The organism is Segatella copri DSM 18205 (assembly GCF_025151535.1).
GTDB lineage: Bacteria > Bacteroidota > Bacteroidia > Bacteroidales > Bacteroidaceae > Prevotella > Prevotella copri.
The window spans coordinates 832,895-845,635 of the sequence record NZ_CP102288.1 but is presented as its reverse complement, the minus strand read 5'-3'; the positions used below and the strand labels follow the sequence as shown (position 1 = coordinate 845,635).

General features: G+C 34.3%; 11 protein-coding genes. 10 read left to right on the top strand and 1 reads right to left on the bottom strand.

The features are described 5' to 3' along the window. The first annotated feature begins 5 nt into the window (after positions 1-5). The 10 genes from NQ544_RS03395 to NQ544_RS03350 all read left to right on the top strand — a co-directional run bounded on the left by NQ544_RS03395 (position 6) and on the right by NQ544_RS03350 (position 11,030). Positions 6-1,577: an ATP-binding protein gene (locus NQ544_RS03395; RefSeq protein ID WP_006846797.1), complete on the top strand. Its 1,572-nt coding sequence runs from the start codon at positions 6-8 to the stop codon at positions 1,575-1,577. 27 nt (positions 1,578-1,604) lie between these two features. Then, positions 1,605-2,312 (top strand): AAA family ATPase, encoded by a 708-nt coding sequence (locus NQ544_RS03390; protein ID WP_006846798.1) that lies wholly within the window; start codon positions 1,605-1,607, stop codon positions 2,310-2,312. Positions 2,313-2,405: 93 nt separating this feature from the next. Beyond that, positions 2,406-3,746, top strand: a complete 1,341-nt coding sequence (locus NQ544_RS03385; protein WP_006846799.1) for an MATE family efflux transporter — start codon at positions 2,406-2,408, stop codon at positions 3,744-3,746. A gap of 26 nt (positions 3,747-3,772) precedes the next feature. Then, complete coding sequence (locus NQ544_RS03380; protein WP_006846800.1) at positions 3,773-4,855, top strand: Wzz/FepE/Etk N-terminal domain-containing protein; 1,083 nt, start codon at positions 3,773-3,775, stop codon at positions 4,853-4,855. Between the two features lie 40 nt (positions 4,856-4,895). Then, entirely contained in the window at positions 4,896-6,947 is a 2,052-nt protein-coding gene (locus NQ544_RS03375) for an O-antigen polymerase (RefSeq protein ID WP_006846801.1), read from the top strand. 44 nt (positions 6,948-6,991) lie between these two features. After that, positions 6,992-7,861 (top strand): glycosyltransferase family protein, encoded by an 870-nt coding sequence (locus tag NQ544_RS03370; RefSeq protein ID WP_153133979.1) that lies wholly within the window; start codon positions 6,992-6,994, stop codon positions 7,859-7,861. Further along, positions 7,851-8,753, top strand: a complete 903-nt coding sequence (locus NQ544_RS03365; RefSeq protein ID WP_153133980.1) for a glycosyltransferase family protein — start codon at positions 7,851-7,853, stop codon at positions 8,751-8,753. Before NQ544_RS03370 ends, NQ544_RS03365 begins: the two co-directional genes overlap by 11 nt. Then, positions 8,743-9,411 carry an HAD-IB family phosphatase gene (locus NQ544_RS03360; RefSeq protein ID WP_006846804.1) on the top strand — a complete coding sequence of 223 codons (669 nt, stop codon included), beginning with the start codon at positions 8,743-8,745 and terminating at the stop codon, positions 9,409-9,411. Before NQ544_RS03365 ends, NQ544_RS03360 begins: the two co-directional genes overlap by 11 nt. After that, entirely contained in the window at positions 9,404-10,207 is an 804-nt protein-coding gene (locus NQ544_RS03355) for a hypothetical protein (protein ID WP_006846805.1), read from the top strand. The genes NQ544_RS03360 and NQ544_RS03355 overlap by 8 nt, the downstream gene beginning before the upstream one ends. A gap of 10 nt (positions 10,208-10,217) precedes the next feature. Continuing rightward, positions 10,218-11,030 (top strand): glycosyltransferase, encoded by an 813-nt coding sequence (locus tag NQ544_RS03350; protein WP_006846806.1) that lies wholly within the window; start codon positions 10,218-10,220, stop codon positions 11,028-11,030. A 67-nt stretch (positions 11,031-11,097) separates the two neighbouring features. Here the strand turns inward: NQ544_RS03350 and NQ544_RS03345 are convergent, their stop codons facing one another. Continuing rightward, positions 11,098-12,687, bottom strand: coding sequence for an ATP-binding protein (locus NQ544_RS03345; RefSeq protein WP_006846807.1), 1,590 nt, complete (start codon positions 12,685-12,687; stop codon positions 11,098-11,100). Between the last annotated feature and the right edge of the window lie 54 nt (positions 12,688-12,741).

Here is a 12,741-nt window from a genome sequence, read left to right as displayed (position 1 = left end):
ATTTTATGAAATATCCTATAGGAATACAAGATTTCGAAAAGCTACGTACAAATGGATATTCGTATGTAGATAAGAGCCGATTCGTGTACAAGTTGGCGACAGAGGGAGAATACTATTTCCTCAGTCGTCCACGCCGATTCGGAAAGAGTCTCTTTCTGTCTACTTTGGAAGCATACTTCCAGGGTAAGAAAGAACTCTTCGAGGGCTTAGCCATATATGACTTGGAAACAGATTGGAAGAAATATCCTATCTTCCATATTGATCTCAACACAGCCAACTTTCGAGAGAAAGATAGTCTGTATACAGTTCTTAATGACTACCTCACAACTTGGGAAAGCAAATATGGAGCCCGTGAGTCAGAAGCCACACTTGCCCTTCGTTTCAAGGGTGTGATAGCAAGAGCTGCGGAGAAAGAAGGATGTGGTGTCGTAATTCTTATAGATGAATACGACAAGCCTATACTCCAAACCCTGCGCGACCCAGAGTTACAGGCAGAACACCGTGCACAGCTGAAAGCATTCTATTCTGTATTGAAGACACAAGACCGATATATCAAGTTTGCATTCCTCACAGGTGTAACCAAGTTTGGCAAGGTTAGCGTGTTCAGCGACCTCAACAACCTGACGGATATCTCGATGGACCACCGCTATATTAGCATCTGCGGAATGACAGAGAAGGAACTGCTTACGAATTTCAAGGAAGGTATCAACGAATTAGCCGAAGCCAATGGCGATACAGAAGAAGCCACAATAGCAAAACTGAAGGCAAGATACGACGGATATCATTTCGAGGAAAATACAGTAGGCATCTATAACCCATTCAGCGTACTGAACACTTTGTCAAGACTTCGCTATAAAGACTACTGGTTTGAGACTGGCACACCAACATTTCTAGTTGACTTGCTGAAAATGCACAACTATCGTTTGCCAGACATGACAAAGGAAAGGGTATCAGACGATGTAATCAACAGCGTGGATTCGCTGTCAACCAATCCGATACCTGTGATATACCAGAGTGGTTATCTCACTATCAAAGGCTATGACGAAAGGTTTAAGAAATATCTGCTAGGCTTCCCGAACAAAGAGGTGGAAGAAGGTTTCCTTAACTTCCTCCTACCGTTATACTGTTCTGCAGGTGATCGTTCCGCCTTTATGGTCGATGAGTTTGTGAAGGATGTTGAAGCAGGACATGTTGAACAATTTATGAATCGGCTTACGGCTTTCTTTGCAGATAACAGCTATCAGGTAGCAGGCGAAGCAGAACTTTACTTCCAAAATGCCCTATATCTCATTTTTAAGATTATGGGATTCCACACACAGGTAGAAATACCGACAAGTGATGGCAGGATGGACGTTCTCATTCAAACTTCCGACTACATTTACATCATCGAATGCAAATTAGATGGAAGCGCCGAAGAAGCTCTGCAACAGATAGAAGTCAAAAACTATGCAGCTCCTTTCGCTATGGATAAGCGAACAGTTGTCAAGCTTGGCATCAACTTCTCCAGCAAAACAAGAGGAGTTGAGAGTTGGAAGCAGCATGAGCAGCATCGCCGCCATGATTGCTACGATTGCTAATATGAGTAAGTAAAGAAATAAAACTATATGATAAAAAAGATATCAATAGAAGACTACAAATCCATCAAAATGATGGAACTGGAACTAAGAGATATAAACGTCCTTATCAGAGCTAATGGCTCTGATAAGAGTAACTTTATATCCTATTTCTTACTTATACATAATCTTTACGAACAAAGGTTATGCAACTATACTATGCAAAATAATGCCGAAGACTTAGTTTATTTCGGTGTAAAGCATACCCAAGAAATCTGTTCTGTTATTAATTGTGAAGAAAGCCAATACTCCTTTGTCTTACAGCCAAGAGTGAATGGGAGTATGTTCGTAACAGAAGAACAATGCAAAGATTTGAATGGTACGATTATCTTCAACCATCGCAATGAAGAGGAAAGCATTTTAGCGGACCTGAGACTTACCCCAAATTATAGATACATAGTGAATGAAGAACCAGAAATGGGTCTTCACCCAAACGCCATGCAAACAGTTCTGCTGCAAGTGATAGCAGTGATGAATGCAGGCTATAAGGTTATTATCTCCACTCACTCTTCTGTTCTACTCGACTTTGCGTGGGCTAACACCCTATTGAAGCAAATACTAGGCAACAAATATTCAGAAGCAATGAAAGAACTATTTGAAGACGATCAAGACCGTCTCTATACAGGTCTTAAGACGAAAGACATAAAGACATTCTATTTTTCTCGCAATGAGAAAAACAAGAGACATCAGTATGGGTAAGCCATTATCGTTTTAAAAAAATGAATACAAGAGATTGTCTTAGAAAGATGTGGTAAAAAATCAAATATTTTAAAGGTTATTTTATAATAGAACATGAGAAATAGAATTTGGGGAAAATCCCCACGCACAGCACTTATACAAAAAAACATTGCAGCATCTCTTCTCATCAAGGGATGGTCAACAATAGTACTGTTCGCCCTTGTCCCACTAACTCTAAAATGTTTAGGTACATACGAAAATGGCGTTTGGCTAACAATAAGTTCAATGCTAGTTTGGGTAGATAACCTAGACATTGGATTAGGAAATGGTCTCCGAAACAAATTGGCTGAAAGTCTAGCTCAAAACGATATAGATGGTGCACGTAAAGCTGTATCATCAACCTTTATTATGCTCATTATCGTTATTTTACCAGCCTGCGTAATCATTAATATCTTAATTTGGAAAACAGATATTTACGCTTTCTTTAATGTAGATCCTGAAATTATCAATAATTTGCGAGCTGTCGTTACCACAGCTGTCACGGTTATATGTACAACATTTATTTTTAAATTTATTGGGAATTTTTTCATGGGACTCCAGTTACCTGCAATAAACAACTTTATGGTTACCGCAGGTCAAACCCTCATGTTACTAGGTACAGCAGCATTATATTATAGTGATATTCATTCTCTGCTTGCCATCACGCTAGTTAATACAGCATCTCCATTAGTCGTATATCTAGCAAGTTGGGGGCTTACTTTTTATGGAAAGTATAAGTACATAAGTCCATCATTGCGATATTTAAAATGGAATACGGTAACCGAATTATTTTCTATGGGTATTAAATTTTTTATTCTTCAATTAGCTGGTATGGTATTATTCATGTCATCTAATATAATTATATCAAATGTTTTTACCCCAGAATTAGTGACACCTTTCCAAATTTCATATCGTTATTTTAGCGTGGCACAGTTACTTTTTAACATTATATGCATGCCATATTGGACAGCAACCACAGATGCGTATAGAAGGGGGGATATACAATGGATTAGACATTCAGACATAACATTGAACAAGTATTTAATAGTAATTATTGTGCTTATTGCAGCTTTGTTATTCGCATCTAAATTCATATTTCCAATTTGGATAGGTACAAATGTATATATACCTATAAAAATGAAAATTTTAGTGGCTCTGTACATTCTTACAATGTTAATAAGTATACGCTACTCATATATAATAAACGGAATAGGTACTCTTAAACTTCAACTAATAACAACAACAGGAGCAGCTGCTATATATATACCCTTAGCAATAGGAGTAAGTAGAGTATACGGAAGCATATATAGTCTACTCATTGTTATGTGGCTAATAAATGTTCCTGGATTAATTATAAACATCAAACAATATTACAAAATCTTAAGTGGCAAAGCTCACGGAATTTGGTTAGAGTAATAATATAACATTATATAAATATCATTATGAGAAAAGACATTGAAAATAAAAATTGCAACAAACAGATTAAAATTAATTTAGTTAGTTGTATAAAAATCTTACTGGCAGACAAACGATATATACTTATCTATATATTTATAGCAGGCATATTAGGATTAATAGTAGCATTCACAACTCCAAAAACATACAAGAGTACAGTTATGTTAGCACCAGAAGAATCTGGTGCTGGCTTTTCTGGTAGTATATCTTCATTGGCCTCAATGGTCGGTATGAATATGAAAATCGGTCAGTCTGGCGATGCCCTTTATCCTGAAATATATCCAGATTTGGTTTCTTCTACTGATTTTATTATTGGGCTTTTTAATGTAAAAATTAGAACTAAAGATAATTTAATCATGTGCGACTATTACACATATTTGAAAGAACATCAAAAAAAAGCACTTATGGATTGGCCTTTGGCAGCATTATCTAAAGTTATAGAGAAGTTTACTCAAAAGGATATCACCCCTCATCGTGAGAACAACAAAATCAATCCTTTTTGGCTAACCAAAGATGAAGCGAACATTGCAAAAGCCACAGAACAAAATATTAATTGTATCGTTGACAAAAAAACTAGTGTCATAACAATATCTGTGACTGATCAAGACCCATTAGTTGCTGCACTTATGGCTGACTCAGTAAAAGCTCATCTTCAAATCGCAATTACAAATTACAAAACAAAGAAAGCACGTGTTGATTTAAAATATATGGAAAAACTTTTTGATGAGGCACGTAAACAATACGATAAAGCCAGGCAACAATATGGCGCTGCAGCAGACGCGGATATGGATCTGAGTCTTCAATCTTATAAATTAAAAACTGAGGATTTAGAAAATGATATGCAACTAAAATACAACATATACCAACAAGTAGTAGAACAGTTACAATTAGCACAAGCAAAAGTACAAGAAAAGACTCCTGCTTTTACAGTTGTACAAAGTGCAAGTGTACCGATTCGGCCAAGCAGTCGTTCAAAAATCATGACGATTTTTATATGGATGTTTTTAGGATTTATAGTCCGTGCAACCATACTTGGATGGAATCAATTAAGATTATTCATAACACAATAAATATTTACATTATTTAAGAAGAATTCTCACCAATTTCAAAATGAATTATATTAAAAGTTATCCCTATATTGTCGCTATTATTTTGGCTACTATTTTCTCAATAGTAGCATGGTATTTTACGCCCAATAAATATTCAGCTACAACAAAACTAGGTGATGAATTTAAAGAAACAGATCTTGCAATAGGTCTAAATGATATTAGTGCAAAAATCAGAGACCTTTCTGGATGTGAAAATTCTGGCATTAATGATATTGAAGTCTATTGCAAAACCTTAAAAACTGAAGATTTTGCAAGAATATTATCAAAAAAAAATGTACCAGTTAAAGGTATGACCTATGGGGAATATCTTGCATGCAAGGACACTATCAATATGATTAAAGATAACATCGAGTACAATATTTCAACAAAGCATCAAACTTTAACTATACAATTTACAGATAGAGATCCTGTTATTGCAGCCCAAATGCTCGATTCCATTGTAGTGATGCTCCAAAATTTTGTAACTCAGACACGCCACAATATATCCAAAGCATATTTGCAAAATGCAAAACAAGAACTTATTACAACAGCTTCAAATTATCATAAAGCTCAAAAACAATACGCAAATTATATGGATAGTCATATTGATGAACAAACTGTTGAAGGAAAGCAAAATGCTAGCACATTACAGAACAACAAGACCCAAACATTTGCTGCCTATCAAAAGGCAACAATTGCGTATGCGCGTCAAAAAGCTTTATTTACTAGGAATTATATGTCTTTTGCTGTTATAAGAAATGTGGTAGTTCCGCAACATAGCAATAAACATCTCATAGGTTACCTTCTGTTTTTCAACATTTTCTCTTTAGTTTTTGTAAAAGCATTTATGCTATACAGGCAGAGAGAGAACAAACAGGTTGTCACTAAAAAGTATTATAGCAACGACCTAGGAGACATATTTGCGCCATGGACTCTATCATTGTTAATATGGAGCATTTTAGGCATTATTATAGCCTTCTCAAGTGATATTATAGACCCAATACAAGATGTCTTTTACACTAATATATCAGTCTGGCTTGCAATATTTACAGCAACCTCTATTAGCACATATCTACTTATGCCAGCTAATCAAGACATAAAAACAGGCGTAAAAGGTATTAAAATTAATATAACGATATTCAATATATTGTTCTTCTTATCTATGATTATGACACCATTATACATGTATCAGATTTATAAAATTGTGACTATGTTTGATTCAAAAGATTTGATGAATAATATGCGCGAATTAGCTGTTAATGGCAATGGACATGGTTTTCTTAATTATACTATGGTGATAAATCAAGCTTTACTCCTTACAGGTCTATGGCGTTTTCCTTATCTCCCGAAATGGAAAATTATATGTGTTGTAGGATGTTGCCTAGCGTATGCAATCGCCAACATGGAAAAACTGACTTTTTTCCTTGTCTTTATCACGATTTTTTTCGTGCTGTTCGAACGAAGGATTATTAAGCTGCGAACTATTGTTATTTGTGGCATCTTACTAATAATAGGATTCTACATTTTCAATCTGTCAAGATCAGATAGTGACAGTGATTACCAAAAGAACACATCTATACTAGATTTTCTTGGCATGTATCTTATGTCACCACCTGTTGCATTTGGGCATCTTCGTCGAACTATATCAGATTCATTCTGTTCAGAAAGTCTATGGACGATATATGCATATACAAACCGTCTCATGGGTTCAGGAAGTATTATTCAACACGAAGATTTCGGAGAGTTTGTATATGTACCAATGCCAACAAATGTATACACTATTATGAAACCATTCTATCAAGATTTGGGCACAATAGGTGTTGCATTTTATGCATTTATATATGGATTAGTAACTGGTTTTATATATCGTAAAGCTCGTAATGGAAATGCGTTTGGTATTTGTATGTATACATATTTAGTTTTTGTGCTAACAATGCAATTTTTCGATGAACTAATTTTTGTGGCTATACCACAATTTTTGCAACGCATGTTCTTAGTATATATAATTTGTCAAAATAAAATAAAATTTACAATTCATAAGAGTAGAGGTAGTAGATCTTTACAAATTGAATAAGAATTTACATAAGTAGAATTTTACAATAAATAATTGATATGACAATGTATAAATATAGAATGCTTGGGGTAGTAACATTATATAACCCAGAAATAGAACAGGTTGCTACTAATATTAATTTATTTCTTCCTTTCATAGACAAACTCATTATCTGGGATAATTCATATAAGGATAAATCTGTACGAAAGAGAATGGAGAGCTTATTGCAAAATGAGGAAGAAAAAGTTTTATGGCATGTTACAGGAGAAAATTTATATATCGCTCCTGCAATAGAATTTGCATGGAATTATGCGAAATCCGAACATTACGATTTTGTTCTAACGATGGATCAAGATAGTAAATGGGAAGATTTTGGAGCATACCGTAAAGAAATAGAAATGTTTTTTTCAAAAAACATATTTTGTGTTTATACTCCGTACATACTGGGTGGAGACAAATGGCCAATTTGCAAAGAAATTCAACAACGCCGAATATTCATAAACTCAGGAACAGTATATCCAACCAAAATTTTAAATGCTATAGGAGGAATTGACAAACGCTTTCCTTTGGATGCACTTGATCATGACTTGTCCATAAGAGTTCAGAAAGCAGGTTTTAGTATTGTGTGTTTAACAAATTACAATTTAAGTCACACAATGGGCAATCCCACTAGTGCAAAATGGCTGCCAATTAAAGCCAATAATTATAGTGCCTGGCGAACTAAAGAAATAACCAGAAGCCAAGTATTATTATGGCGCAAACATCGCGATTGGCTAACCCTCAAAGATAAATATCGAATAATTAAAGATTTTTTTATCATGCGAATTTTGAGAATCATCTTACTAGAAGATGATAAATTTAATCGCATTAAAATGATGATAAACGGAATAAAAACTGGCATTACATATAAAATGACGAATGAATATGGAAAATAAATTACTATCAGAAAATATAGGCATTATCATTGTGATGTACAACCCTAGCATGAAAGAAATCGACAATGTTAAAAACATAGCCTTATACTATAAGGGAGTAATTGTAGATAATTCACCTTACCGTAACTTTATAAAAGATAAAATAGGTTACATGACCTATTACCCTTTAGAGAACAATACTGGGATTGCATTTGCACAAAATATAGGAATAAAGCGCCTAATATCAACTAACGGCATAACGCACATTTTATTTTTAGATCAAGATAGTAAAATTGATATCGATTTTCCTCTCAAAATGCAAAAAGAATACGGTAGGATTAAGTCTAATAATAAAAAGCTAGCGTTTTTAGGACCTAGGGTAATAGATGACTATACGAAAGAGGAATACAAATCACCTGTTCATAAAAACGATACCGTCAAAGAAGGTTTCACCCAAAGGCGTGAAATAATTTCTTCGGGAAGCATTATCGAACTAGTGACACTCCAATCAATAGGTCTTACATTAACAACTCTTTTCATAGACTTCGTAGACTTTGAACTGTGCTGGCGAGCAAAACATAAAGGGTATACATGTGGAATCACTCAGAACATACAAATGAATCATCAAGTTGGTGGTAAAAGCATAACTATAGGTAGCTATAAAATACTTGTTTGGACACCATTTCGGTATTATTTCCAGGCTCGTAATTTCATATGGCTAATAACAGTTAACTATGTACCAATTAAATGGAAACTAGCGACTGGAATAAAATTTATAGCTCGAATTGTCTTTCTTCCATTTATGCATCATAGAAAAGGACTGGCTTGTTGGAAACAATTAATTAAAGGATTCATTTGCTCAAGATATGGATTCCGTAATTTTAAAAATGAAGTAAATTCATATGACAAATAACATTTTCATAATTGATATTTGCGGTACGATTTTTAATTCGAACACGACATTTGATTTTTTGAAATATTTTTTTTCAGAGAAACCATGGTATAAAGTATTGACTATAATTAGAAAAACAAGATTTCTAATCATAGTTAATGCTATAGTCATGCGTCTGTCAAAAATAGATCTTTTAAGATATTGGGCACTCACCCATCTTAAAGGTTATTCAAAAGAACAGCTAAACAAGATGGCTGAAGAATTCTATAACAATTATCTAATTAATTGCATTAACGATGAAACTATAGAAATAATCAATAGAGTTAAAGAAGAAAATAAGGAACTTATTCTAGTTTCTGCAACTTTAGATTGCATAGCTTTTGCTGTTTCTAAGAATATGAATATACCTTGCGTCTTCTCATCGAAACTTGCCTTTAAGAATAATAAATGTCTTGGACGCTTACAGCATGATTTATTAACTAATAAGCTAAATGTACTAGTTGATAATAAAATCAATCCTCCTTATTGGGGAATCATAACAGACAACTATTCGGATATGGCGCTGATAAAGAAATCGCAACATGTATTTTTGATCCAATACAGCAACAAGAAGAACTATTGGAAACATTTGTCTGACAAACTAAACATTGAAACAAAGTTAATTACGATATATGAATAAATTGTTTTTTTATATTCCAGGAGTGTATTCAATTTACACTCGCTATAAAGGAATTAAAGGCACTATAGCCTTTATATTTAAATATATAATGATATGTTTCATGGGCTCACAAGCCTATGAACAATTTTTTAATGGTTTCTATTTCATACTTGGAATGTTCCTAATGTTCACCATGTATGAATTTGGGTATATTCAAAACGATGCAGAAACTATAAAATACGAAGAGTATCCAACTATGCGTTTAACAGATGACGACCTTGTATTTTATGAAAAGCACAAAGGCTCTATTTATGCGTCTAGATTATTTTACATGCTTTTACTTATCGCAATATCTTATGCCATAGGTATAAAAATACTCATCATAATACTTGCAGTAACAACTATACCCGTATTCCTTATATACAATCATATAAGATGTAAATGGAATCTTCATATACATGTAATACTTATGTTTTTAAGATATGCTGTTCCTGTTTTCTTCTCATGCAATTTTGCAAATCTTGCACTAAGTTGTTGGATGCTCGCAGTACATCCTCTACTTATCTTCATGGAATTAAGCGTCAAAGGGAAATTTGGATATCAAAACAAATTCTTAAAAAAATATATCCTTCATGTCTTTGATGAAAAGCATGTAAATACATTTAGAGTGAAATACTTTACCGTTCTATTGTTGGGCACGATTTTAGTAGCAGTCTATAACATAGAACTAAAAGGATTTATCTGGCTATCATTATATTGCTGGATTTTCTATGTTTTAGTATTTTTAGTTGAACGAAAGAAATTTAGAAATAATTAATTATAACATTATGGAGAATTATTCTGTTCTTATGTCTTTATATTATAAGGAAGATCCACTTAACTTAAGACAAGCTTTGGATTCTATATTTACCCAAACAGTAACGTCCAATGATGTAGTACTGATAGAAGATGGCACTTTAGGTAAAGAACTAGAAGATGTTGTATGTGAGTATGAAAAAAAATACCAACAACTACATGTTCTTAGATTTACAAAAAACAGAGGATTAGGCTTTGCTTTAAACGATGGGTTATGCAGATGCAAAAATGAAATAATTGCTCGTATGGATACGGATGACATATCCAAACCGAACCGCATGGAGATTCAACTACAAATTATGCAATCTCACCCTGAATATGCTATGGTTGGAGCATGGATTGACGAATTTATAACAGACATAAACCATGTATCATCCATCCGAAAGGTTCCTGAGACACCTGATGAAATTTATAAATATGCAAAGAAAAGATGTCCCGTGAATCATCCTGTTGTTATGTATCGCAAAAAAGATGTACTTGCTGCAGGAGGTTACTTAACGAAATACTTTCCGGAAGACTATTTCTTATGGATAAGAATGTTAATGAATGGTTGTAAAATCTATAACATTCAAGAAAGTCTTCTGTGGTTTAGATTTGATATTGGTGTATTCAAAAGAAGAGGAGGATGGAAATATGCCTGCGATGAAGCCATTACGCAATGGAACATTCATAAAATGGGCTTTACTACTTTCCATCGCTTTTTACAAAATGTCATAATCCGATTTGCTGTCAGAATTGTTCCTTACTCTGTAAGAGAACTTATATATAAACATGCATTGAGATAAAAGCAAATCCATAGTTCATACAGCTTGCAGCGTTCATATAACTACAATACGTGGTATCATATGAGTGCTACAAGCGGTATTGTTTTAGTGCTATATTCAGTTTCTTCCAATCCATCAGCCCCCTACTCTCTCTATCAAACTCAAGCGCAAGTGAGATAACAGGTTTGGAAGATGCGGCATAGGCATCAGCATAATGATGAGAAGCGATTTGATGTGAGGCAGAAACTACCCCACCATTATCTGACATCTTAAGTTCTAAAATGTAGATATTTTCTGAGGTCTCGACCACCAAATCTATTCTACCTGCAGACATCTGCTGTTCCTCTGAGACCTTAAAGCCACAGAGATAGAAAATATTTTTCAGAATAAAACGGAAATGCTCCTCAAAAACAAAGTTTTCCTTCTTTTGGGTACTGTAAGGAGTGCCAGCAACCAACTGCTTAAGACAAAGCATACTCCTATCAATATTAGCAGCTAGCATCGATATCTTTAATTCTTGAATAGCATTGCTTACTTGCGAAGACTCCTTATGCAATATTATCGGAAGAATCATACCAAACATCGCATTTCGGACTTCTCGGTTAGGATAACCTAACATATAACTGCTACCTACTACCTTTTTGATTGTAAGATAACCGGACTGATAAAGGAAGAGTTTTGGATCATTCATATTGACATCACTCATTTCCAAATAGTCAGAATCAATCAAACAATTATCCAGCTCAGGAATCTCGTTGATGAATTTACGCAAAACCTTGAGCAACATTTCGTTGGAACCAGAAGCTATCCAATAAGAATTAAGGCGCAGATTAGCCAAGGCATTACATACACTAAAAGGATTGTAAACACCGACGAGACTACGAGAGAAATGATAGCCATCATAAATAGAACTCATTGTATCCATAAGGGCACTCTTCGTGATAGCATAGTTATCTGCCAATTCAGATAGCTGTTCTGAAAAATAGAACTGAATTTCATCTTTAGTCAAACCGCATATTGTTGCGTACTCATTCCTAAAACTGACATTAGTTAATGTATTAAGCATACTAAACAAACTTATCTGAGTAAACTTAGTAATGCCAGTAATAAAGACGCACTTGATGCAGTAACCATAGTCTTTTAACCCTGTAAAGAAGTTACGATATATCTCACGGCATGCATCATGATGATTGGTTTCATAGGTATGCTGCAAAGGAATATCATACTCATCTACGATAATGGCTATCTGTACTCCTGCCTGTTCGTATGCTCTCTGAATGATACCATTTAAACGATTACCTAAAGACTGCTCATCCGGATTTCTGCCATATATCTTCTCATATGAAGACAATACATTGTTCAAATATTCTGTAAGCGTCTGTGCAGAAGAACCACCCAAACTCATACTGAAATAGATTACAGGACGTTTTACCCACTCCGATTCAAGTTCCATAATTTTGAGACCTTCAAAGAGTTCCTTTCTACCCTCAAAATAACACTTAAGGGTAGAGCACAAAAGAGACTTACCGAAACGGCGTGGACGGCTCAGGTAATTGTATTTAGTACCATTAGCCAGTTTCCAAACCATATCAGTCTTATCAGCATAGATATAATGATCTCTACGCATCTCTTCAAAATCCTGTATGCCCAAAGGCAATTTTCTATTCAGTTGCGTCATCTTGTCTCATTTTTCTGCAAATATACTCCTTTTATATGAAACAGCCAAACAATT

Excerpts from the sequence above, each read along its gene's own strand:
- NQ544_RS03395 (WP_006846797.1), top strand. The coding sequence starts at position 6 with ATGAAATATCCTATAGGAATACAAGATTTCGAAAAGCTACGTACAAAT.
- NQ544_RS03390 (WP_006846798.1), top strand. The coding sequence starts at position 1,605 with ATGATAAAAAAGATATCAATAGAAGACTACAAATCCATCAAAATGATG.
- NQ544_RS03385 (WP_006846799.1), top strand. The coding sequence starts at position 2,406 with ATGAGAAATAGAATTTGGGGAAAATCCCCACGCACAGCACTTATACAA.
- NQ544_RS03380 (WP_006846800.1), top strand. The coding sequence starts at position 3,773 with ATGAGAAAAGACATTGAAAATAAAAATTGCAACAAACAGATTAAAATT.
- NQ544_RS03375 (WP_006846801.1), top strand. The coding sequence starts at position 4,896 with ATGAATTATATTAAAAGTTATCCCTATATTGTCGCTATTATTTTGGCT.
- NQ544_RS03370 (WP_153133979.1), top strand. The coding sequence starts at position 6,992 with ATGTATAAATATAGAATGCTTGGGGTAGTAACATTATATAACCCAGAA.
- NQ544_RS03365 (WP_153133980.1), top strand. The coding sequence starts at position 7,851 with ATGGAAAATAAATTACTATCAGAAAATATAGGCATTATCATTGTGATG.
- NQ544_RS03360 (WP_006846804.1), top strand. The coding sequence starts at position 8,743 with ATGACAAATAACATTTTCATAATTGATATTTGCGGTACGATTTTTAAT.
- NQ544_RS03355 (WP_006846805.1), top strand. The coding sequence starts at position 9,404 with ATGAATAAATTGTTTTTTTATATTCCAGGAGTGTATTCAATTTACACT.
- NQ544_RS03350 (WP_006846806.1), top strand. The coding sequence starts at position 10,218 with ATGGAGAATTATTCTGTTCTTATGTCTTTATATTATAAGGAAGATCCA.
- NQ544_RS03345 (WP_006846807.1), bottom strand. The coding sequence starts at position 12,687 with ATGACGCAACTGAATAGAAAATTGCCTTTGGGCATACAGGATTTTGAA.